At 45.3% G+C, this 23,588-nt stretch carries 22 protein-coding genes; 12 read left to right on the top strand and 10 right to left on the bottom strand.

The genetic code is table 11. From position 1 onward, the window contains the following. Nucleotides 1-59: 59 nt before the first annotated feature. The 4 genes from ABIX36_RS00425 to ABIX36_RS00410 are packed head-to-tail and all read right to left on the bottom strand — an operon-like array spanning nucleotide 60 to nucleotide 3,095. Nucleotides 60-722: an RDD family protein gene (locus ABIX36_RS00425; protein WP_348080209.1), complete on the bottom strand. Its 663-nt coding sequence runs from the start codon at nucleotides 720-722 to the stop codon at nucleotides 60-62. Between the two features lie 50 nt (nucleotides 723-772). After that, nucleotides 773-1,759: a DUF5668 domain-containing protein gene (locus ABIX36_RS00420; RefSeq protein WP_348080208.1), complete on the bottom strand. Its 987-nt coding sequence runs from the start codon at nucleotides 1,757-1,759 to the stop codon at nucleotides 773-775. Between the two features lie 2 nt (nucleotides 1,760-1,761). Then, the gene (locus ABIX36_RS00415) at nucleotides 1,762-2,358 is read right to left on the bottom strand and encodes a PspC domain-containing protein (protein ID WP_348080207.1); all 597 of its coding nucleotides are present in this window, start codon (nucleotides 2,356-2,358) and stop codon (nucleotides 1,762-1,764) included. Nucleotides 2,359-2,390: 32 nt separating this feature from the next. After that, nucleotides 2,391-3,095: an SDR family oxidoreductase gene (locus ABIX36_RS00410; protein WP_348080206.1), complete on the bottom strand. Its 705-nt coding sequence runs from the start codon at nucleotides 3,093-3,095 to the stop codon at nucleotides 2,391-2,393. 119 nt (nucleotides 3,096-3,214) lie between these two features. Between ABIX36_RS00410 and ABIX36_RS00405 the strand changes: the two genes are divergently transcribed. From ABIX36_RS00405 to ABIX36_RS00385, 5 genes are all read left to right on the top strand, one after another. Then, a complete protein-coding gene (locus ABIX36_RS00405; RefSeq protein ID WP_348080205.1) occupies nucleotides 3,215-3,946 on the top strand; it encodes an ABC transporter permease in 732 nt (243 codons plus the stop codon). Further along, nucleotides 3,943-4,695 (top strand): ATP-binding cassette domain-containing protein, encoded by a 753-nt coding sequence (locus ABIX36_RS00400; protein ID WP_348080204.1) that lies wholly within the window; start codon nucleotides 3,943-3,945, stop codon nucleotides 4,693-4,695. Before ABIX36_RS00405 ends, ABIX36_RS00400 begins: the two co-directional genes overlap by 4 nt. Before the next feature lie 120 nt (nucleotides 4,696-4,815). Then, the gene (locus ABIX36_RS00395) at nucleotides 4,816-5,703 is read left to right on the top strand and encodes a class I SAM-dependent methyltransferase (RefSeq protein WP_348080203.1); all 888 of its coding nucleotides are present in this window, start codon (nucleotides 4,816-4,818) and stop codon (nucleotides 5,701-5,703) included. 99 nt (nucleotides 5,704-5,802) lie between these two features. Next, nucleotides 5,803-6,867 (top strand): hypothetical protein, encoded by a 1,065-nt coding sequence (locus ABIX36_RS00390; protein ID WP_348080202.1) that lies wholly within the window; start codon nucleotides 5,803-5,805, stop codon nucleotides 6,865-6,867. A 91-nt stretch (nucleotides 6,868-6,958) separates the two neighbouring features. Continuing rightward, nucleotides 6,959-7,957, top strand: a complete 999-nt coding sequence (locus tag ABIX36_RS00385; RefSeq protein ID WP_348080201.1) for a Gfo/Idh/MocA family oxidoreductase — start codon at nucleotides 6,959-6,961, stop codon at nucleotides 7,955-7,957. Between the two features lie 153 nt (nucleotides 7,958-8,110). On the opposite strand, the gene lepB is transcribed toward ABIX36_RS00385, so the two are convergent. From lepB to ABIX36_RS00360, 5 genes are read right to left on the bottom strand one after another with little or no spacing between them, the layout of a single operon-like run. Then, complete coding sequence (gene lepB, locus ABIX36_RS00380; protein WP_348080200.1) at nucleotides 8,111-9,565, bottom strand: signal peptidase I; 1,455 nt, start codon at nucleotides 9,563-9,565, stop codon at nucleotides 8,111-8,113. Between the two features lie 11 nt (nucleotides 9,566-9,576). Continuing rightward, nucleotides 9,577-10,326 carry a 4-hydroxy-tetrahydrodipicolinate reductase gene (gene dapB, locus ABIX36_RS00375; protein WP_348080199.1) on the bottom strand — a complete coding sequence of 250 codons (750 nt, stop codon included), beginning with the start codon at nucleotides 10,324-10,326 and terminating at the stop codon, nucleotides 9,577-9,579. A 24-nt stretch (nucleotides 10,327-10,350) separates the two neighbouring features. Then, nucleotides 10,351-11,046 (bottom strand): DUF5683 domain-containing protein, encoded by a 696-nt coding sequence (locus ABIX36_RS00370; protein ID WP_348080198.1) that lies wholly within the window; start codon nucleotides 11,044-11,046, stop codon nucleotides 10,351-10,353. A 3-nt stretch (nucleotides 11,047-11,049) separates the two neighbouring features. Further along, entirely contained in the window at nucleotides 11,050-11,958 is a 909-nt protein-coding gene (locus ABIX36_RS00365) for a ParB/RepB/Spo0J family partition protein (RefSeq protein ID WP_348080197.1), read from the bottom strand. A gap of 5 nt (nucleotides 11,959-11,963) precedes the next feature. Beyond that, entirely contained in the window at nucleotides 11,964-12,767 is an 804-nt protein-coding gene (locus tag ABIX36_RS00360) for an AAA family ATPase (protein ID WP_348080196.1), read from the bottom strand. Between the two features lie 267 nt (nucleotides 12,768-13,034). On the opposite strand from ABIX36_RS00360, the gene ABIX36_RS00355 reads away from it, so the two are divergent. The 4 genes from ABIX36_RS00355 to ABIX36_RS00340 all read left to right on the top strand — a co-directional run bounded on the left by ABIX36_RS00355 (nucleotide 13,035) and on the right by ABIX36_RS00340 (nucleotide 16,391). Next, nucleotides 13,035-13,556: an NADPH-dependent FMN reductase gene (locus tag ABIX36_RS00355; RefSeq protein WP_348080195.1), complete on the top strand. Its 522-nt coding sequence runs from the start codon at nucleotides 13,035-13,037 to the stop codon at nucleotides 13,554-13,556. 94 nt (nucleotides 13,557-13,650) lie between these two features. After that, nucleotides 13,651-14,391, top strand: a complete 741-nt coding sequence (locus ABIX36_RS00350; RefSeq protein ID WP_348080194.1) for a hypothetical protein — start codon at nucleotides 13,651-13,653, stop codon at nucleotides 14,389-14,391. A gap of 44 nt (nucleotides 14,392-14,435) precedes the next feature. Continuing rightward, on the top strand, nucleotides 14,436-15,092 hold the full coding sequence (locus ABIX36_RS00345; RefSeq protein ID WP_348080193.1) for a hypothetical protein: 657 nt from the start codon (nucleotides 14,436-14,438) through the stop codon (nucleotides 15,090-15,092). Nucleotides 15,093-15,131: 39 nt separating this feature from the next. Beyond that, nucleotides 15,132-16,391 carry a hypothetical protein gene (locus tag ABIX36_RS00340; protein WP_348080192.1) on the top strand — a complete coding sequence of 420 codons (1,260 nt, stop codon included), beginning with the start codon at nucleotides 15,132-15,134 and terminating at the stop codon, nucleotides 16,389-16,391. Here the strand turns inward: ABIX36_RS00340 and ABIX36_RS00335 are convergent, their stop codons facing one another. After that, nucleotides 16,392-18,344 (bottom strand): gliding motility-associated C-terminal domain-containing protein, encoded by a 1,953-nt coding sequence (locus ABIX36_RS00335; RefSeq protein WP_348080191.1) that lies wholly within the window; start codon nucleotides 18,342-18,344, stop codon nucleotides 16,392-16,394. Nucleotides 18,345-18,498: 154 nt separating this feature from the next. Between ABIX36_RS00335 and ABIX36_RS00330 the strand changes: the two genes are divergently transcribed. The 3 genes from ABIX36_RS00330 to ABIX36_RS00320 all read left to right on the top strand — a co-directional run bounded on the left by ABIX36_RS00330 (nucleotide 18,499) and on the right by ABIX36_RS00320 (nucleotide 23,541). Next, on the top strand, nucleotides 18,499-19,818 hold the full coding sequence (locus tag ABIX36_RS00330; protein WP_348080190.1) for a sorbosone dehydrogenase family protein: 1,320 nt from the start codon (nucleotides 18,499-18,501) through the stop codon (nucleotides 19,816-19,818). Nucleotides 19,819-20,111: 293 nt separating this feature from the next. Beyond that, nucleotides 20,112-22,187: a TonB-dependent receptor gene (locus ABIX36_RS00325; protein WP_348080189.1), complete on the top strand. Its 2,076-nt coding sequence runs from the start codon at nucleotides 20,112-20,114 to the stop codon at nucleotides 22,185-22,187. 298 nt (nucleotides 22,188-22,485) lie between these two features. Continuing rightward, nucleotides 22,486-23,541, top strand: coding sequence for a proline iminopeptidase-family hydrolase (locus tag ABIX36_RS00320; protein WP_348080188.1), 1,056 nt, complete (start codon nucleotides 22,486-22,488; stop codon nucleotides 23,539-23,541). Nucleotides 23,542-23,588 lie beyond the last annotated feature (47 nt).

Here is a 23,588-nt window from a genome sequence, read left to right as displayed (position 1 = left end):
GGTTTTAAAACTTTATAACCCCTCCTTAACTATTACTACCTCTCTTAACCCTTACAACTTTACCCATCCAACCGGTCTTTAATAACCAGGGTATCGGCTACTATATCGTGCAGGGCTTGTTGTTTTTTATTGAAGAATATCATGAGATAACCTACGAACAATGTAGCTACCGAGAGGGTTTTAGCCAGGTTGCGGCCAAGCGCTTTTGACGAATCTATGCGTTCGCCGTACCTATCGCACACGCGTATTTTTAACAGTTGTTTGCCGTAGGTTCCCTGCTTGGGGCCGCTCTCCATTACAACACTGTAAACCAGCCTTGCCGGGATTGTAAGCACAACAATAGCCACGCTAATGCCCATGCGGACAATTTTATTATCATCGCCCGGGAGTATCAGCAGCAGGAGCAGCATTACAACAAAAGAAGCCAGAACAAATACGCCCAAAACAATAAACCAATCTACCACCGAAGCTGTTGCGCGCTGATCAAAACTGCCAAAGTACTGCAGGGGTACCGGCTGCCTGCTAAAGCCAAAAAGTTGCCGTAGTTCGGCAACTTCATGGGCTTCTTTATAATCGTCCATCCCCGGGGTTTTTACAAAATCGCCCGGTTTAATTTTTTTGGTTCTTAATTCATCTATGCTAAAAGGGCCTTCGGGTTTACCGGCTACTACCAGCACATATTGGGTATCGGTTGCGGATGTATTAAGGCCGGGAGTTTGCATAGTTGTCAAATTTAAACATTTGTAATTACACCCTCCCGGCCCGTTAAAAATTAATACCTTTTTACTTCGAAGCCAGACAGGCCACCTTTTAAATGGATAACCATTTTGTTTTTCGCGGCATCAAAACCAGGGGTTTCCCACCTGTTGTTGCCTTTATCATCAAAGCCTTCAAAATCGTTTGACGAAAGGCCCGAGCTGGTGTTTACACTGCAAGCTACATCCTTAGGAACCAAAATAGTAACGCCCGATACACCGGTAGATACTTCGATATTGGTAATTGCCAATGGTTGTCCCATTTTCACTTCGAATGATGCGGCACCGCCGTTGATGGTCAGGTTTTTTATTTTGAATTTGCTCAGGTCGAAATCCAATGCGCTGGCGCCGGTTTTCACATTAATGTCCCACTCTGGTGCAGTATTTAATTTAATTACAGCAGAGTTCATTTTATCGCTATCCCAGTGGAAATCTTTGCCCTTTTGGTCGCGCATTTTCAGGTTGGCAACAAAAACACCGTTTTCCAGGCTATGGGTATAATCGTATTTGTTGTAAAACTCTTTGGTTACAGCGTTAAACAATTGCGTTGTGGTATCTTTAATGGTGTACTCTGACGCACCGCCGCTGATGTTGATACGGGCAGCTGTAATGGCAGGGGTGTATACTTCGGTAAATGTACTTTCGCCTTGTACTTTTATAACACCGTGTGAGCTTGTTGTGTCGTTATCGTCGTCGCCATCATTGTCATAATCGTGGTCGCTGAAGTTCCAGTTGTTGTTATGATGATTCCAAAAATAGTTTTTGTGGTTTGGTACAAATACCAGCAGGCAAAAACATCCTACCACTACGGCTACTTTTACCGCTGTGGCCCAAACTTCGCGGTTATTGGCAAGCACGAGGTTTACGCCGCCCATGATGAGGAACACCGGCCACAGGGTGAACACATTGCCCCAGTGAAAATTGATAACGTTGTAGTTATGTAGTAAAAATAAGGCTCCAAGGAGCACCAGGATAACACCCGGCATTATTTTATTGCTTTTCATGATTATATAGTTGTAGGGTTGTCGGTTGATGGTTCGTCGTTCTTTTTTGTAAGGTCGAATGCTGATGTTTTATCGGCAGCATTGCTTTCAGCGGCAGGTTCTCCGGCTGCCGGGGTTACTGTTGCATTCCAATCGGGTTTTTCCCATGGCTGTTTCTTTTGCCCTGCAAATAAAAGTGCTGCACCGGCGGCAACTATCACCAATGGCCAAAGCCTGTCAAAATCCCAATCAGGTATGATATCAAGGTTGTCTATCAAAAATATCGACCCTAATACGATCAGTATCGCACCGCATATCATCCCCGCATTTGACGATTTTTTTGGCGGGATAGGCGGAAAAGTGAACGGTTGGCCAAAAGGCTGTGTTGGTGGCACCCGGTAATCAACACCCGGTTTAAAGTTAGGGCCGGTAAAAACATTGTGTTTTGGCAATACTATAAGTAATATTATATATATCAAAAAGCCTGCGCCGTGGCCAATAAGCATGGCCAGAAATACAAGGCGTACAATTGTTGGGTCGATGGCAAGGTAATCTGCGATGCCAGAACAAACACCGCCTATCATTTTGCCGTGTTCGTTTCTATAAAGTTTCTTTTCCATGTTGTTTAGTGTTTTAATTAGCGTTTAAATAATCAGATCTGTCCAAATTTTGGTGTAACAATCATCTCATCTACATTGGCGCCGGCACTCATGTTATAAATTGTGATGATAGCTGCTGCGATATCTTCAGGCAATACCATCTTGTTTTTATCCACTTGCATCCCCGCCCATGAGTCTGTTAATGTTGAGCCGGGAATGATTGCTGTTACCTTTACTCCGTGTGGCTGCATTTCGAGTTTCATTACCTTATTAAGACCTAACAACGCATACTTTGTTACGCTATACACCCCCGCCTCGGCTATGGGGTTTATAGCTGCAATAGAGCATATATTGAATATATGCCCTTTACCGACTGAAACCATGCTTTTACCGAAGAAACGGTACAGTTCGTAGGCGGGCATGAGGTTGGTATCCACCTGTTTTTGGAAGGAATCTTCGCTATCATCAAGTATAAAACTGTGCTTGTACATACCCACATTATTCACAATAATGTCGACGAAACCCATGTTTTTCTCGGTGAATTCGGCGAATTTTTTTACATCATCGCGTTTACTGCAGTCGGCAACCAGGGTAAACACCTGTATAGCGGGCGCTATCTGCAATATTTCTTCTTTAAAATCTAATAATTCTTGCTCCTTGCGAGAACAAATAGACAGGTTTATTCCTTGTTTAGCGAAAGCTATGGCCACAGCACGGCCCATGCCTTTTGTTGCCCCGGTTATTAATGCATTTTTCATGGTAAGGGTATTTTTTACAGCCATCGCCGCGTAATATTCTTATTAAAAGTAATTCAATTATAACAAGCAATAAAGCTTAAAATTAAAAAATGTATTTTTAACCAGTTTTAAAGGCTTCTATGTTTTATAGTTTAGGAAAATATATACTCTTACTGCGTTTAAGTTTTAAACGGCCCGAAAAGTTCAGTGTTTACTGGGCCGAGGTAATGCGCGAGATGGTTTCCACCGGCATTGGCTCATTGGGTATTATCAGTATCATCTCGGTTTTTATCGGCGCGGCCACAACTATACAGGTAGCCTTTCAGTTATCCAGCCCTCTGGTACCGCTAAGCACTGCCGGCAAAATTGCGCGCGACTCTACCATCCTGGAGTTTAGCCCTACCATATCGGCGCTGGTGTTGGCCGGCCGCGTTGGCAGCAGCATCGCATCGCAAATTGGCACCATGCGTGTTACCGAGCAGATAGATGCACTGGAAATTATGGGTGTGAATGCACCCGGTTATCTTATTGCTCCCAAAATAATTGCAGGTATTACTATGGTACCTATTTTGGTTATTGTATCCATAGCCTTGGGCATGACGGGTGGCTGGATAGCCTGCCTTTTCGGCGGCGAAGTAACCCCTGCCGATTATATCGTAGGCCTGCGCGATGGCTTCGACCCGCTGACTATGCAAGTGGCTTTGGTTAAAGCTACTGTATTTGGTTTTATAATAGCTTCTATTTGCGCGTACCAGGGGTTTTATACTTCGGGCGGTGCGCTGGAGGTGGGACAATCGGCCACAAGGGGTGTTGTATACAGTTGCGTTATGATATTATTTGCCGATTTGGTGATCACCCGTTTAATGCTATGATCGAAATAAAAGACATTTACAAAACATTCGGCGATAATGATGTGCTTAAAGGGATCACCGCAACCTTTCAAACAGGGAAGAACAACCTTATCATCGGTGGTTCAGGCTCTGGTAAAACTACCTTGCTAAAATGCATTGTGGGCCTGCACGAACCCACCAAAGGCAAAGTGTTTTTTGAAGACGAGAACTTTACCGATATGGATTTTACCGAGCGTGTGCCTATCCGTACGCAAATTGGTATGCTCTTTCAAAACTCGGCCCTGTTCGATTCTATGACGGTAGAACAAAACATCATGTTTCCGCTTAACCTGTTTACAAAGCAATCGCTTGCAGAAAAACGCGAGCGCGCTAATTTTTGCCTGGAGCGGGTGAACCTGAAGGATAAGAACAAGCTGTACCCTGCAGAACTTTCGGGCGGTATGAAAAAGCGTGTGGGTATTGCCCGCGCCTTATCTATGCAGCCCAAATATTTGTTTGTGGATGAGCCCAACTCCGGCCTCGACCCAAAAACATCCATCGTAATTGACGAGCTGATAAACGACCTGACAACCGAATACAACATGACCACCATTATTGTAACGCACGATATGAACTCGGTAATGGGCATAGGCGAGCATATTATATTTTTGCACGAGGGCCAAAAATGGTGGGAAGGCAGCAACAAAGAAATTGCACATACCGATAATAAAGAGCTAAACGAATTTGTATTCGCCAGCAAATTTATGCAGGCGGCAAAGGGGAAATTGTAGTTTGCAGTTGGCGGTTAGCAGTTGGCAGGCTTAATAACTATATTTGCGAATTATATTAATAGGGTAAGTTTCAAACATCATATAACTGCAAACTGCCCACTGAAAACTGCAAACTGAATAATGATCCAACTTCTCACACCAACCCACTGGAAAGATTACGAGCTGATTGATTGCGGCGACTTTGAAAAGCTGGAACGGTTTGGCAATATTGTATTGATCCGCCCCGAGCCGCAAGCCGTTTGGAGCAAAACCCTGAGTGCCGACCAATGGCAAAAAATTCACCACATTAAATTTAAAGGCCGTTCTGCAACAGCAGGCGACTGGGTAAAAAAAGACCCTAAAACACCCGACCGCTGGCACATCGAATATAAAAACGATGATGTGGCCATCAAATTCCGCCTGGGTTTAACCTCGTTTAAGCATCTTGGCATTTTCCCGGAGCAGGCCGTTAACTGGGATTTTATATCTGATAATATTAAAAAGTTTAAAACGCCAACCCCTAAGGTGCTTAACCTTTTTGCATACACCGGCGGCGCTTCTTTAATAGCTAAGGCCGCCGGCGCCGATACCACGCACGTAGATTCGATAAAACAGGTGGTTACCTGGGCAAACGAAAACCAGGAATTATCGGGCCTGAAAGATATCCGCTGGATGGTGGAGGACGCCCTTAAATTTGTAAAGCGCGAAGTAAAGCGCGGCAAAACTTACAACGGTATCATCCTTGATCCGCCGGCTTATGGTAACGGGCCTAACGGCGAAAAATGGAAGCTGGAGGACAGCATCAATGAGATAATGACCGATGTTATCCAACTGCTGGATCCCGAAGAGCATTTCCTCATATTAAACACCTACTCGCTTGGTTTTTCATCGGTAATTATTGAGAACCTCATCAGGAAAGCTTTCCCCAAAGTAGAGAACCTGGAAATAGGTGAGTTGTATTTACAGGCCACCGCCGGCACTAAATTGCCGCTGGGTGTATTTGGTAAGTTTTATAAAAATAAATCCTGATATAACAGGGTATTTCTATCTTTACAAGCATTATATTTAGCTAATTATTAAATAATACGCGGCAATAAGCTGCATAACGTTCTAAACATCGCCACATCTATGAAATTTAAAAGTGTATTGTTCTCTGCCCTGTTCGTGCTGTGCACGGCCGTATTTTTCACAAACTGCACATCCGGCGGCGGCGGAAAAGCGACTGATAAAAAAGCTGATACCACAGCCAAAAAAGCAGAAGATGCCGGCCCCGATACGCTCAGCGTGGTAAAATCTGACTACCCCCCAACGGATAAAGCTTTATACGATTCTCTGCTAAAATTCAACGCCCATGGCGATACCAGCGGCAGATGGCCTGTAAAAAACCAGCCTACCCCGCTCGGTGGCGCTATCTTGCCATTTAAACGTGTGGTAGCGTTTTACGGTAACCTATACTCAAAAAAGATGGGCATCCTGGGCGAATTGCCGCCGAAAGAAATGCTTGCCAAATTAAAAGGCGAAGTAAAAGCCTGGCAAAAAGCCGACCCTAAAACACCGGTACAACCGGCACTGCACTACATAGCTGTAGTTGCCCAGGGTGCGGCAGGCAAAGATGGCAAATACCGCTACCGCATGCCATTTAAACAAATAGACAGCGTTTTAGCCATGGCAAAAACCGCGCATGCGCTGGTTTTCCTGGATGTGCAGGTATCGCTAAGCACTATACAACAGGAATTGCCTTTATTTGAGCCATACCTTAAAATGCCACAGGTACATTTTGGTATGGACCCTGAGTTCTCGATGAAGGATGGCAGCAAGCCGGGTAAAAAAATTGGCACTTACGATGCTTCGGATATCAACTATGTAACCGATTACCTTGCTAAAATCGTTAAGAAGAACGGCTTGCCTCCAAAGATCCTGATCGTACACCGTTTCACTAAAAAGATGGTGACTAACTACCAAAATATCAAACTGCGCCCCGAGGTGCAGGTAGTAATGGATATGGACGGCTGGGGTGAGCCCGACCTGAAAACCGGCACTTACCGCTACTTTATCGACCGCGAGCCGGTGCAATTCACAGGCTTTAAATTGTTCTACAAAAACGATATCAAGAAAGCCCCTCACCACATGCTTACCCCGGAGGAAGTATTATCGAGGTATAAACCGCAACCTATTTATATACAGTACCAATAGTTTTAAGTTATAAGTTTTGAGTCCCAGGTTGAAGCACTTCAATTTGGGACTTTTTTTATAAAAAGGAAATCGCATTTTTGACTTATTACTTATGACACAAAACCCACCACTCACTACTGAAAACTCAAACCTAAAATGGGGCATTATTGGCTGCGGTCGCATCGCGCATCGGTTTATGCTGGGGTTAAATTCATTGCCTGGCAATGTGCTGGCGGCATCATGGTCGCGCAGGGCAGAGACAGTGGATGCCTTTGTGGCCCAATATGGTGGAAAAGCCTGCACCAGCGTTGATGAATTGCTGGCAAGTGATATTGATGCCGTTTACATTGCGACGCTCCCCAACAGCCACGCCGAATACTGCATTAAAGCCTTTAACGCCGGCAAAGCCGTCCTTTGCGAAAAACCGGCAACCTTAAACCTCCCCGAACTGGACGAGGTGCTTGCCGTAGCACGGGAGAAAAATATCTTATTTATGGAGGGAATGAAGCCACCCTTCTTCCCGCTTTATCGAAAACTGCTGGATTATGTAGAACAAGACCCTATCGGCAGAGTGGGCTATGTGCGGGCGGGGTCTTCCGTGGCCGATATTGACCGTGAGCACCCCAACTTTAGCTACGAGCTGGCTGGGGGCAGCCTGATGGGTATTGGTATTTACGAGGCCTACCTGGCCATCAGCTGGCTTGGGGCCACGCAGGAAGTACAGGCTATGGGTTATATTGATGACACCCGGATAGATATGTTCAGCATCTTCCAAACCAAACACGAGCATGGCTATGCACAGGTTTACTGCGGGTTCGATTTACATGGTAAAGGTGACGCCCTGATCTGCGGCACGCTCGGCCATATCACCATCCAAAAAAACTGGTGGAACCCGGCTAAAGCCACGATTGATTATTTAGACGGAAGAAGCATAGAAATAAGCGAACCTTTCACTGATGGTGGGCTAAATTATGAGATAGCCCATTTTACAGATCTGCTGCGTACAGGGCAATTAGAAAGCCCAATATTACCTCACGAAATGTCGCGGGGAATGATAGCGATGATTGATGAAGCGAGGAAACAGGTGGGGTTGAAGTTTATTGGGGAGTAAGGATAATACAATTCTAATAAATCCGTCATGCCGAATTTATTTCGGCACCTCACAGGACAGGTTGCCATCCATGCTCCACTTTGCAATCGCCTACTTTGCATGTGGGGTGCTGAAACGACAAACGCCGGCTTTCGCCGGCGTCTGTCGTAATTCTTAGTCTATCCCTCTAAACAATCTGTTCCAGCGGATCTTGCTGAGGAAGGACGCGTTCTCGTCCCAGCTCATCCAGATGAACAGGGCCTTGCCTACTATGTGGTCTTCGGGTACAAAACCCCAGTAGCGCGAATCGGCCGAATTGTGGCGGTTGTCACCCATCATCCAGTAATAATTCATTTTAAAGGTGTAGCTGGTGGTTTTTTGTCCGTTTATCAATACCTCGCCATTAACTATCTCCAGTTTATTGCCTTCGTAAACTTCAATAGCACGGCCGTAAACAGGTAGCGTAAGGCTATCCAAGTTAACTGTCCAACCTTTTTTAGGGATGATGATAGGGCCAAAGTTATCTACGTTCCAATCAAAATCCTTGTTCTCTGGGTTGAGTTTATATTTTGGCGTAGCAGCCGGGAACACCGGGTTAAACGGATCAGCAGTACCCGGTTGCTTAATATTAGCGGTGATAGACTTGATGTTAGAATAGCCTTTTATTTTAGCGGCAGCCTCCTTCGTCATGGTAGGCGAACCTACGTTATCATAGTTCGACACCTTCAATTCATCCAAAATATCCGGGTTTAAGTCGCTCCCATTATTCACAATGGTATAATCAAGCTGCGAGCCCGGCGGGTTTGGCATGGCTTTGCCATTAACATATACCTGTGCGTGCAGCAATGCAATGGTATCGCCGGGGGCACCCTGGCAACGTTTAATATAGTTCTCGCGCTTATCCACGGGGCGGTTAAGTGGGGCATCGGCTTCCATAGGGTAATTAAAAACCACCACATCACCTTTTTTCACATCGCTTAAACCAGGCAGGCGATAATAAGGCAGTTCCAGCCCATCCCAGTAAGCCTTGGTACCTAACAAAGGCATGGTATGGTGCGCAAACGGGAAAGCAACGGGCGTCATCGGTATGCGTGCGCCGTAGTTAACCTTGCTTACGAATAAGAAATCGCCTACCAAAAGCGAGCGCTCCATAGAAGGTGTAGGGATGGTGTAAGCCTCGATAAACAGTGTGCGGATCAGCGTAGCTGCTACAACAGCAAAAATAATGGCTTCCGTCCATTCACGCCCAGATGATTTCACCAGTTTCTTTTGATGCTTAGTTTTAAACTCTTCAGATGCAGCTGGGCCCCAGTAGGTGGTTTTTTTATCAAACCCCCACATCGGTAAAAAAATAAAAGGCAAAGCGGTCCCGGCAATTATTTGGCCCAAGCCAATTTTTCCATATGATTTAATAAACCCAATTGTAATGAGCAGGTTGAATCCGGGAATTATCAAAAGCAATAACCACCAGGCTGGCCTGCCGCTTAATTGCAATCTTATATACCAATTGTAGATAGGGACAATGGCTTTCCAACCCGGCACGCCGGCCTTTTCAAATAATTTCCAAAGCCCCACATAAGGCATCAGAAACAGTAAAAAAAACGCAATAAAAAATCCTGCTAAATTCACTATGTATCTTGTTAAACGTTAAAATTAAACATGTCTTCTACCGAATAGAATCCCTTTTTATCCTGCACCCACTCGGCAGCCAATACAGCGCCTAAGGCAAAACCATTACGGTTGTGGGCGGTGTGCTTAAACTCAATGCTATCCACTTCAGAATCGTATATAACGGTGTGGGTGCCGGGTACGCTGTCAATGCGGTGGCTCTCTATCAGCAGTTCGTCGGCGGCAACACTGTTATCATCCGCCGTTGGCGCATTAGTTAACAGGTTCACCCAGGCATCCTTGCTATCCAGGTTATCTATTATTCCTTCAGCAATGGTTATGGCTGTTCCGCTTGGCGAATCGAGCTTCTGCAGGTGATGTATTTCTTCTACCTGCACATCGTAGTACGGGTAGTTATTCATCAGCTTTGCCAAAATTTTATTTACATGGAAAAAAATGTTCACCCCTACGCTAAAGTTGGTTGCATATAAAAGCGTGTTACCGCCTTCCTCGCAATTTGCCTTTACCGAAGCCATCATATTATGCCAGCCGGTAGTACCAACTACAACTGGCACGCCCGCGCTAAAGCAGGTGGCAATGTTATCTAAAACAGTACCGGGGGTACTAAACTCTATGGCAACATCGGCCTTTTGCAGGTTTTCTACTGTCAGGTCGTGCTGGTTGTCCTTATCAATTTTTAAAACAATTTCGTGTTGGCGGCTAAGGGCAATACCTTCTATAATTTTGCCCATTTTACCATAGCCTAATAATGCGATCTTCATCCGTATAAATTATTGCAGCTTTACTTATTTAAGCGTAAAGGTAATTTTTATACCCGGAATATACGAACTGTTAAAATTTGACGCGTAAACCGGCTGGCCGATAAGCCCAGGGGCAACTTTTATGGAGAGATCATTATCAACCGTGTACGAACTGATGAATTTGGCATCGATATAGGCATCAACAGCCTGGATGCCCCAAACCGCCAAAATGCCCAAAATGCTTAGGTCGCGGTTACGCAGGTATCCGTCAGACGCATCCGCCAGTGTTTGGTAACCATAGCTTTTATAGAGGTCGTACTCGGCCTTATATTTTATATAGGATGGGTACAAGGACTCACCCTCAACCGGTATGCTGCCGGTTTTGCTGATCTTTGCGAGTGCCAAAAACTGTTTAAAATAGCCCTGGTTGTATACAACGGCAACACCCAACAGGCCTAAGCCTCCGTAAATAAGCGGCACCTTCCAGTATTTTTTGTTGTACACCTGGCCCCAGCCCGGTACCATCAACGATCGTTTTACGGCAAGGCTGGGTATATGTGTGCTATCGGGGTGGTAAACTTTTTCCTTTTTTATTTTAGGGGCGAAAGAACTGCGCACAACGGTATCGCGCTTAACAACTGCCGTGGTATCTTTAGTTTTGGTAAGGGTGTCGGGCTTTTGTGCTAAACATGCCGATGCAAAACTCAAAAAAAGTATAGAAACAAACAGTTGTTTAAGCATAATTTACCAATCCAGCATTTCGAGTATACGGCCCAGATCATCTTCTGATAGGAACGGTATTTCTATCGATCCATTGCCCTGGGTATTAACTTTTAGCTTTACCCTTGTGCTGAATTTGGAAGCAAGGTCGTCCTGGATCTTTTGCATCTGGAAAGTGAGCGACTCCGGCTGTTTGCCTTCACGTTTATTGGGGGCTTGTTGTATCTCCCTCACCAATTCCTCCACCTTACGTACCGATAGCCCCCGCTTTATAATTTGCTGATGGATGTATAGCTGGGTAGCCGGGTCTTCCACCGCCAGCAATGCTTTGGCGTGCCCCATGCTTATTTCGGCATCGCGCAGGGATATTTGTATGGTTGGCGGTAGTTTTAAAAGCCTTAAGTAGTTGGTAACGGTACTCCGGTTTTTGCTTACGCGATCGCCCAGCTCTTCCTGTTTTAGTTTCAGCTCATCAATCATCCGCTGAAAGCTCAGTGCAACCTCAATGGCGTTGAGGTCTTCGCGCTGGATGTTCTCTATCAGCGCCATCTCCAGCATCTGCTGGTCGTTGGCACTGCGAATGTACGCCGGTATTTGCGTAAGGCCGGCCAATTTACTGGCACGCAGCCTGCGTTCGCCCGATATGAGCTGAAAGCTATGCGAATTGATGCGCCTAACTGTAATCGGCTGTATCAAGCCCTGTAATTTGATCGATGCGCTCAGATCGGCCAGTGCCTGTTCGTCAAATTCTGTACGGGGCTGGAATGGGTTTACCTCAACCTCGCTTATCTTTACTTCGCTGATAGACCCCAGGCTGTTAGTTTCGGATACCGAACTGCCCTGTGTGATGTTTTTATTTTGATTAACGCTTGGCGAATCGTTCAATAGCGCGCTTAAACCCTTACCAAGGGCGTTTCTTTTCTCTGCACTCATATAGCTTAAGCGGTTTCGATAGTTGCCAGTTGTTCATCCTTTACCAGCCCGTTCTTGCGGATGATCTCGCGGGCCAGGTTCAGGTAATTAACCGCACCCTTACAGTTAGCATCGTGCATAATTACCGATATACCGAAGCTTGGCGCTTCGCTTAGGCGGGTATTACGCTGTATAATGGTATCAAAAACCATATCTTCAAAATGCGTTTTCACCTCGTCAACCACCTGGTTAGACAGGCGCAGGCGCACATCGTACATGGTTAACAATATCCCCTCTATCTCCAGGTTGGTATTTAAGCGGGTTTGTACAATTTTAATAGTGTTGAGCAATTTGCCCAAACCTTCCAGTGCGAAGTACTCGCATTGTACCGGGATGATAACCGAATCGGCAGCGGTAAGCGCGTTAATGGTTATTAAACCCAATGATGGCGAGCAATCGATAATGATAAAATCGTATTCGTTACGGATGCTTTCCAATACCGCTTTCATTTTATACTCGCGGTTGGTTAGGTTTATCATTTCAATTTCGGCACCAACAAGGTCTATATGTGCCGGTAGCAGGTCCAGGTTTGGTGTTTCGGTTTTTTGGATAGCCTCATGCGGGTCGATATCATTGATGATACATTCGTATATGCTATTCTTGATATTGCGCGGATCAAAGCCGATACCCGATGTGGAATTAGCCTGCGGGTCGGCATCAAGCAACAGGGTTTTAAAATCCAATACTGCCAAACTTGCGGCCAGGTTTATAGATGATGTAGTTTTACCGACGCCACCTTTTTGATTGGCCAAAGCTATAATTTTACCCATTATATATATTCAAAAAATTAATTAAGCGGTTTATTTGAAACGAAAAACCAGTACAGAAATTTTTATGTTTGTAATGTTTTTTATCCGCGATAAAGATACGCATTAAAATAATTCAGAAATCCACAGCATTTGCCAACTTACAAACAAAATTAAGGCCGGATGAGTGAATGAGTGAGTTAGTGAATGCCTGCATGCCTGTTTTTATGCGAGAATCACGCCGGCCCTTCATTCGCTCATTCACTCCTTCGCTCATTCAAAATTAACAACATGCTCACTATTATATCAGGTACCAACCGCCCAAATAGCTCTACATTTAAATTATCAAAATATTACCAAAAAAGGCTGGCCGAAAAAGGGCAGCAGGCTAACCTGTTTTCGCTTACCGACCTGCCGCCAAATTTAATAGAAACCGACCTCTACGGTAAACGCAGCCCCGAATTTGAAAAGATACAGCACATGATTGCCGGTACCGATAAATTTTTATTTGTAATACCCGAGTATAACGGCAGTTTCCCCGGTGTGTTAAAGGTGTTTATAGATTGCTGCGATTTCCCGGATAGCTTTTACGAAAAAAAGGCCGCGCTGGTGGGCCTATCTTCCGGCAAGTACGGGAACATCCGCGGCATCGATCATTTCACGGGGATCTGCAATTATGTGCACCTGCATGTATTGCCGCTCAAGATCCATATCGCGGCCATCAAACAAGAACTGGATGGCGATGGGAATTTGTTTATTGCCGATACCCTGAAGTTTACCGACGAACAGATAGATAAGTTCATCAAATTTTAACAGCAGTATTCCGCTCTTCGCTCTTGTAATTATTTCGTTGGGTTTATATAATTTGTGTATATTGATGCCACCAATTATAAGCCTAAACTAAAGGATGAAATACTTCTACGCGCTCCCCCTGTTTTTTCTTCTTTTTTCTGCAACATCATTTGCCCAGGGCTATAAAGAAGGCTACGCCGTTACCCAAAAAGGCGATACGCTGAGAGGCTATATAGACCATAGCGGTTTGGACCGTAACCCCCGTGTAGTTAAATTTAAACAAACCGGCATCTCGGAAGTACAGAAACTTACCATCAGCCAAATACGCTCATTCGCGTTTACCGGGCTGGAACAATACGAACGCCATGTGGTAAGCATCAGCCTTGATGTGACCGACGAACACCGACTGAACAGCGGGCGCGATATCCGTTTTAAAATTGATACTGTGTTTTTAGAGATTCTGCAAACCGGGAAAAATGCAACCCTTTACGCTTATACCGATGATATTAAAAGCAGGTTTTACACCAGTGACGCTATCGGTACAACTCCTTTAGAACTCATTTTTAAGCTGTACTACCCTGCCGAGGCGGGCAGCTATAATCGCGAAACCAAAAGTGAAACTTCCTATAAAAAACAACTCTCGGCGCTGGCTTTAAAAAACAACCTGCTTAACGACAGTATGAAAAAAATAATAGATAAGGCAGAATACACGCAAATCGCCATGCAGGAGGTAGTGGCTAAAATAAACGGCACCCCAAAAAGCGAGATAGCAAAGAAAAGCAAGGGCATCGGTACCATTGGATTGGTGGTGATAGCTACGTTTGTAGTTCTCGCTATTTTAAACGCAGCTTTTTGATGTGGCATTATTCACACCAGAAAACTATACAGCCTAAATTTTATATGAAATACTGCTACGCGCTATCCTTCCTTTTTCTTTTTATTACCGCAACATCATTTGCCCAAAGCTATAAAGAAGGTTATGCCGTTACATTAAAAGGTGATACGCTAAGAGGCTATTTTGATAATAGCGGCGTAAACCGCAAGCCCCACATAATTAAGTTTAAACCAGCCGGAACTGAAAACATAACAGTTTTAACGATAGATAACACGAGGTATTTTAGCATTAACGGGCGCGAACCATATGAACGCTATGCGGGGCCTATTACCCTTGATCACATTAGCGAACAACAAGTATTAAACGAACGGGATACATCAATAAGGCTTGATACGGTATTTTTAAAAGTACTGCAAAAGGGAGAGAAGCTCTCCCTCTATTCGTTTAGTGACCATATAAAAACGCGTTTTTATATCACCGAAAAAGATGGCGAAATGCCGGTAGAATTAGGATACCGCCTTTACTACAACTCGGCAAAGGTAAACGTATATACGGGCACCGGCCGTACGGTAAACGAAGACACCTACATGACACAATTATATAACATTGCCCTTAAACACAATTTAATGACACCCGATATGCAACACAAAATAGAATGGCTACGCTATACTAAAAGTTACATACTTGAGGTTGTGAACAAAATAAACGGTGTAAAAAAGTAAAAACCAAATACTATCCAATAACCCAACGCCCTCCTAAGCATGAAAAAAACTTACTTATTACTATTCCATTTATTTTTATTTACCACGCTTTCTTTTGCACAAAGCAATTTTAAACCCGGCTATGTTGTAACCTTAAAAGGCGATACCGTAAAAGGCGAAGTGGATTACAAGGAATGGGGCAGCAACCCCACAAGCATCCGTTTCAGAACACCGGATAACAAGATCAGCAACTTTACTACAGCTGATATCAACTATTTCAGCATTGATAAACTGGATATATACCAGCGCTACAAAGGGCCTGTTAGCCACGATGAAACAAACAGCAACCGCGTAACCGGCGGCCGCGATACCAGCTTTATCGTACAAGACGTTTTTTTAAAAGTATTACAAACGGGTAAAGTGATAAACCTTTATTCGTATTCAGATGCTGTAAAACCACGTTATTTTTACAGTGACCCAAGTGCTGATAACTCGGTACACGAATTGGTTTACAGGGTGTATTATAACGGCAACACCAGTGAGATACAAAAAGGCAATACAACCACAGAAGCAAGGTATTTACAGCAGCTTACTGCCATAGCTTTAAAAGCAAACCTGCTTGACGACCAAATGCAGCAAATGATAGAAGCTGCCGAATACTCCCAGCCTTATCTGCTTAGAATGGCGACTAAAATGAACGGCTACACAAAAGAGCAGGTTGCTTTAACGCAGCCCAGCAGTAATAATGATGCCTTTGAGCTATATGCCGGGGCAGGTGTAAATATAACTACTACGAAATCTCTCGATCAGGATGGTAAGGCGGTAGGTTCTCCATACACATCTGTATTGCCAAGGGTTTTGCTGGGTTTTAACGCTTATATTAATCCCAATACGCGCAGGCTGTTTTTTTCGGTAGAGTTATCACTAACCGATATCAAATATAAAGACCGCTATTCTGGCGCAACTTACAGTTTCAATCAGTTGGCCGCTACTTTAACGCCATCCATTTCTTATAACATCTACAATAGCGACGACTTTAAATTTTATTTATCGTTGGGCGTAGGCATAAGCCACTATTCCATTTTCAATAAAAAATTCAATAAATATGATGGCTCGCCCTTACCGGAAGCATACTTGCCGTTTTTCTTCAGTAGCTACAATAATGCCATAACCTACAAAGCAGGGGCCTTACTTGGGAAGAGATTCCAGGTGTATGTACAACATTTATACGGCAACCCCATTTCACGCGATAGTTTTTATTCGATGAAGCAAACCAGTAATAACTTTGGCATTAACTATATTTTGGGGAAGCAGAAATAACTATCGTACTAACAGCACCCAACCCGACAAGAGCGGGGCTCCGTTCTTCAGGTCTATTAAATAATAATAAGTGCCGGCAGGTAATTGCTTGCCATTGTAAATGCCTGTCCATGGTTTTTTATAACCAATATCGGTATATACCTGCTGGCCGCTTTTATTGTAGATGGTGATGGTGCTTTGCGCGTAGGTTTCCAGCGCCTCAATATTCCAGATATCGTTGGTACCATCATTATTAGGCGTAAAGGTGTTTGGGATCACTATCTTTTTATAAACCCGCACAAAAACCTGGTCCTGGGCGGTAAAACAGCTGTTTAGCGAGGTAACAGTCAGCGTATAGGTGATATCGTCTATCGGGTTGGCAGAAGGCGTTGCCGAATGCGGGTCTGACAGGTAAGTAGCCGGTATCCATTCATAGCTTAATATTTCGCCGGTGGCGCTGCCATCCAGGGTAACCGACTGCCCCTCGAAGATCTTTTTGTCTTTACCCGCATCGACAACAGGGCGGTCTATCACCTTTACTTCAACCTGCTCGGTGCTGCTGCAACCGTTAGCGCCCAGTACCGTTACCGTGTACACAGTGGTTTGCTGCGGACTGGCAACCGGGTTGGGCAAGTTAGGGTCCGACAAACCTGTTGCCGGCAACCAACTATACGAGACAGCACCCGGTGCATTGGCAGATAATGTGGTGCTGGCGCTTTGGCATATGGTAGCCGCAGGGCTTATAGTAATAACCGGTTTTGGTTTTACCGTCACCTCTGCTGTAGCAGGCTGCTCACACCCCGCCGCAGATGTTACTACAACCTTGTATTCGCCGGCATTTGCCGCCGTCACATTTGGAATAATTAGTGGGTTTTGTGTAGTAGCGGGCAGGTTTGGGCCTGTCCAGCTGTAGGTTGCTCCGCCGCTTGCCGTAAGGGTAAGCACATCCCCTTCGCAAACAGATGCCGGAGGAATGGGGGGTACTTCGGGATACTTTGTAACCTCCAGTGTAACCGCATTTGAATACACACGGCAATTTAACGATACGATGTTGTCGCCCTCTGCCACACCCTGCCGGTACATATATTGGCCAAGCGGCCTGCTCGTGAAGGCTACATGCACGCCTGTACCCGTTTCGCCGGGCATATCAACCCAGCCATTGCCATCATTAAAATTTTGCTGCCATTGGTATTTTGGCGATGTGTAGCCTTCACCCGCGGTAGCTGTAATATCATATGATGCAGGTTGCCTCTCGCACACGTTTTGGCTGGTAACCGTTGCTACGCCACCAAAGCCCGCCTGCACTACGGGTCCGCAGGCTCGAAAGGTAATATCGTCCAGTAAAATATCATTGCCGCAGCCACCGGGCGCGTTGTTTACCATTCTAACTACTACCTCGGTTACTCCCGCCCGTGTAGTAAAGAACGTGCCTTTTTTCTCCCAAAGCGGCGAATTAGATGGCGGGATATCCCCGGTTTGATATTTCATCAATTCCTCACCTGAGGTTGTTTCTATATAAAAAGTAATATTTGGCCTGGTGCTTTGATTACCACATGCCGAAGGGAGTATCACATTCAGTATCCAGGCAGAAAACTCGTAAGTTGTATTTTGGCAAAGCGCGCCCACGGGTGTCTGCTGTTTAAAAAATTGCCCCGGGTTGTTTGACGCGTTGATGATCATCATATAACCGTTTGGGTTACCCGTATGGTCTTGCAATACGGTGTGCCAGCTATTGCCAAAACAACCGCTTGTACCGGTGGCTATGGCGTAGCTGCCGTCGGGCGGGCAGGTGTTAGTGGTGTAAGTGTAATCGGTAATAACTGTGCCCAATGGTGCCCCAGGCCCACTGCCCGATCCAAAATCCTGGTTAATAACCGCGTCACCCAAACTACCTTTACAGACCTGGGCGTTGCTTTGCGTGGCAGCGAAAATTAAAAACAGGAAAAGTAGTATCTTTAGTCTGATTGGTAGCATGTTGGCACTGTTGTACAACAGTTATTTCCCAAAAATAATCTTTTTAAGATACGGTGCATGTTTATTATTTTTTATTCTCATTATAATCCAAAGCAGTATCAGGTTGAAACAAAAACGCATCATCAAAAGTTAATTTATTTACCAACACGATAAAATGGAAGCCAGATTTATATACATAGCGCTCATCGTAACAATTTTATCAGCCTGTTCTCAAAATAAGCCGAAACCCGATCCTATCAAAAAAGATGTTGTACAGACGCCCGAAAAGCAGGAAGTAACCCTACCCGCCCCTTTCGAAACAAAATCGGTACAGAGTTTTTGTAAGGTAATAGGCTGGCCAAACGGCAAAAAACCTATAGCACCCGCCGACTTTAGCGTAAGCCTTTTTGCAGATAGCCTTAAAAATCCGCGCAATATTTACATAGCGCGCAATGGCGACATATTGGTATCGGAAGCCAATACCGAATTAAAAGGCATCAAAAAACTCGGGGCCAAGATCATCGGTGCAGCTGGCTCGCAATACCTGGGTAAAAGTGCCAACCAAATTACTTTGCTGCGCGATGCCAACGGTGACGGCGTGCCCGAATTAAAAACAACCTTTTTAAGCCAGCTGAACCAACCTTATGGGATGCTCATCATTGGCAATTCGTTTTACGTGGCTAATACGGATGGACTTTGGAAGTACGATTACAAAAGCGGCCAAACCAAAATAGAAGGCCCCGGCAAAATGATCTTATCGCTGCCTGCGGGAGGTTACAACAACCACTGGACCCGTAACCTGCACGCCAATGCCGATGGTACAAAAATTTACATCTCGGTAGGCTCGGGCACCAACGTAGCCGACCATGGCATGGAAGTGGAAAAGCGCCGTGCAGATATTTTGGAGATAAACCCCGACGGAACAGGCGAGCGCGTTTATGCTTCGGGTTTGCGCAACCCGGCAGGCATAGACCTGCAACCCGGAACAGGCGTATTATACGCCGTGGTGAATGAACGCGATGAACTGGGAGACGAACTTGTACCCGACTACCTCACCAGCGTTAAAGAGGGCGGTTTTTACGGATGGCCCTGGGCCTACTTTGGCCAGCATGAAGACCCGCGCTTAGACGTTAAGCGCCCCGATATGGTGAAGAAGACCATCACCCCCGATTTTGCTTTGGGTGCCCATACCGCATCATTAGGCATCGCGTTCTACGATGGGGAAAAGTTCCCGACTAAATATAATGGCGGCACTTTTATAGGCCAGCACGGTTCCTGGAACAGGTCGGTATTATCGGGCTATAAGGTTACCTTTCTGCCCTTTGTTAATAACAAGCCCGGTGCCAAAATGGAAGATTTTTTAACCGGCTTTATTGCTGACATAGGGAAAAAAGAGGTTTATGGCCGGCCGGTTGGCGTCACCGTTGCCAAAGATGGTTCGCTGCTGGTGGCCGATGACGCCGGCAATAAAATATGGCGCGTGGCCGCTAAGTAATATTGCTGTAAATCTTTGCTACAGATATCTATTTTGTTAAGGGAAATCGCTTTTAGAATTTCAGGTTCGGCAATTTTCGGCTAAAGCCAATTCCGTTGGCTTCAACATAACCGTTGGCTAAAGCCGAACGGCAATAATATGAAAAAGCATCGTTTTTACACTCATTGCCGTCTCCTTTAGGGGACGGAGGGTATTATACAAGTGCGTGGCTTTAGCCAAAATCAGTGTAAAAGTTTAAAAGCGATTTCCCGGCCCTTTTAGTTTTAAAGGGCTATTTTTGTTTCATATCCGCTATGAATAAATTTTACCTCTGCCTGCTCTCTCTATCTATTGTAACCGGTAGCGCCATCGCTCAAAATAAAAGCCAGCCTAAAGCCGATACCCTAAAGCAACTGAAAACGGTTACCGTAAAAGGCTACCTTACCGAGCAGCCCGTACTAAGCGTACCCGCTTCTGTAAGCGTAATAGGTGCAGCACAATTAAAACTACAGCCCGACAACTCTTTTGTAACCGCGTTAAATACCGTACCTGGCATACGGGCAGAAGAGCGCTCGCCGGGGAGCTACCGGCTGTCTATCAGGGGGAGTTTGCTCCGATCCCCGTTTGGGGTGCGGGATGTAAAGGTTTATTTTGACGAGATTCCCTTAACCGATGCAGGTGGCAATACTTACCTAAACGCCCTCGATATTGGCAATATCCGCCATATTGAAATATTAAAAGGGCCAGACGGCAGTTTGTTTGGGGCCAATAGCGGCGGCGTGGTTTTATTAAGCCCCGTAAACCGGCTGGATAGCAGCTACCTTTCGGCTGGTGTAAACGGCGGTTCGTATGGCTTATTTCACGAGAAGGTATCCGTGCAAAACAGCAGCAAGAACTACCGTTTCAACTTTAACCAATCGTATCAAAACTACGATGGCTACCGCCAAAACAGCCGCATGCACCGCAACTATTTGCAAGCCGGCGATGCCTGGCAATATGCTAAAAACAGCGAACTACGTGCCACGGTACTTTATTCCGATCTGGATTATCAAACACCGGGAGGATTGAATCTTGCCCAAGCAACGGCCAATCCGCGTTCGGCCAGGCTGCCTACCGCCACCTTGCCGGGCGCTATCGATCAGAAGATCCGCATCAACACCAAACTACTTTTGGGCGGCATAACCAACGACGCTAAAATAGCCGATGGCGTACGCAACGTGCTCACGGTATTTGGCAACCATGTTGATTTTGCCAACCCTTTTATTACCAATTACGAACAGCGGGACGAAAACACCTACGGCTTGCGTACCTATTTTCAATTCGCGGGCAAGCAATCTGCCAATTTTGATGGTAAGCTGAATGTGGGGCTGGAATGGCAGCAAACCAACTCACTCATCAGCAATTACGATAACAATACGGGGGATAAAGGCAAGGTGCAAAAAATAGATAAGATCAATACCAACCAGCACTTCTTTTTCGCGCGGTACGCGGCAGATATTTACAAACGCCTGTACGCCGAAGCAGCACTCAGCCTAAATTACTATCATTATAAATTCAGGAACACCGCACCCCTAAATGAGGCCGATTTTACCAATCGTGATTTTTCGCCACAACTGATGCCGAGGTTCGCGTTATCCTACCAAATCACCAACGATTTTATATGGCGCGCGTCGGTTAGTCGCGGTTACTCCACCCCTACCACCGCAGAGGTGAGACCAACGGATAATATAGTAAACACAGGGCTGCAGGCACAGTTTGGCTGGAACTATGAAACCGGTTTCCGCCTGCGGAATAAAGATGAAAGCATGTTACTGGATGCCTCCATATTTTATTACCGCATCAACAATGCCATTGTTCGCCAGCTAAACCCTAACGAAACGGAGTACTACGTAAACGCGGGCGGCACCAAACAGCCCGGTTTCGAACTGGCTTTTACCGATTGGCTCATCCGCCAAAACACTACGCATTTTATACATGGCCTGCAATTTAACACCTCGATAAGCATCAGCAGGTTCAACTTCCGGGATTATAATGTGGCTGGGAACAATTACTCGGGGAATAAACTTACCGGCGTACCGGGCGAGGTGGTGGTATCATCCTTACAGGTAATGCTTCCGCAGGGTCTGTCGGTTTTTGTGCAGCATAACTATACGGCTAAAATACCCCTGAACGATGCCAATACCATGTATGCGGGCAATTATCACCTGCTGCAGGCCAAAGCATCGTGGCAACACCAATTTGGCAAAACCAGGCTGGAAATTTATGCCGGTGCCGATAATCTGCTGAACGAAAAATACAGCCTCGGGAATGATCTCAACGCCATCGGCAACAGATATTACAACCCATCACCTCTGAGGAATTATTATGCGGGATTAGGGATTTCTCTTTAAAAAGGGAGCAATCGGTTAACAATAAAGGTGTTTCACTCCTGTTTTTTAACTCTGCTTAGCCTGCTTTATTTAACCTATTGGTAATAAAGACATTACAAATGCTATTTAAACAATAGGGGTGTTCCAAAGTGTTCCACCAAAAAATGTAAAATACTGATTGTCAATATTGTTTTAAAAATAAGTGTTCCACAATGCAAAGTGGAACACCCTAAAAATCTGCTTGGCCAGAGATAACCCAACGACCTATGAACCATCAACCGAATTCATTAGATTTATACCAAAATCATCAGTTTCCAACATGAAATTAAAAATCTTTATCCTTTCGGCGGTTATTGCTGCCGCTGCCTGCGTATCTGCCTGTGTAAGTCCCGCTGCCAAACAATACGAGGCGCCTGAACTGGCCGACTATTTTAAAGATACTACGTCCGGTGTAAAGACCGGCGGCGTGCAAATGGTTACTATCAGCACGCCAAAAGGCAAGTTTAAGGTATGGACCAAAAAACTGGGTAACAGCCCTACTATGAAAATACTGCTGCTTAACGGCGGCCCCGGCGCCACGCACGAGTATTTTGAGTGCATGGAAAGCTTTCTGCCCGGCAAAGGGATTGAACTGATCTACTACGACCAACTGGGTTGCGGAAACTCTGATAACCCCAAGGATACCACCATGTGGAGCCTGCCGCGTTATGTGGAGGAAGTAGAACAGGTGCGCCAGGCCCTGCATTTAGATAAGGATAATTTTTATTTGCTGGGCCATTCCTGGGGCGGCATTTTGGCTACCGAATATGCTCTGAAATACCAAGCGCATTTAAAAGGCCTTATCATCTCCAATATGATGGTAAGCTGCCCCGATTATGGCAAATATTCGGAAGTTTTAGCCAAACAGCTCGACCCGAAAGTACTGGCCCAACTCCGGGATATGGAGGCCAAAAAAGATTTTGCAAACCCTAATTATATGGGCCTGCTGCAGCCTAACTTTTATGAAAAGCATATCCTTAGAATGCCAGCCGCCGAATGGCCTGAACCGGTAGCACGCTCGTTCAGAAAAATGAATCAATCGTTATACGTAACCATGCAGGGGCCGAGCGAATTTGGAATAGCTGGTAAACTGGCTAACTGGGACCGTAAAAAGGAGATCAGAAGCCTTTCGGTACCAACTTTAAGCATCGGCGGCGAATACGATACCATGGACCCGAAACATATGGAATGGATAGCCACCCAGGTGCAAAACGGAAGCTACCTGTATTGCAAAAACGGTAGCCACATGAGCATGTACGATGATCAGCTCACCTATATGCACGGCCTTGTCAGATTTATAAAAGCCGTAAATGCGGGAGAGAAAAAAGTAGATTAGTTGATAGGTGATAGTTCATAGATCATGGTTAGGAAGTTAGTTCGTAC

It is taken from the genome of Mucilaginibacter sp., from assembly GCF_039925265.1.
Lineage (GTDB): Bacteria > Bacteroidota > Bacteroidia > Sphingobacteriales > Sphingobacteriaceae > Mucilaginibacter.
Note: the sequence above shows the minus strand (reverse complement) of the source record. Positions and strands in the feature narration are given on the sequence as shown.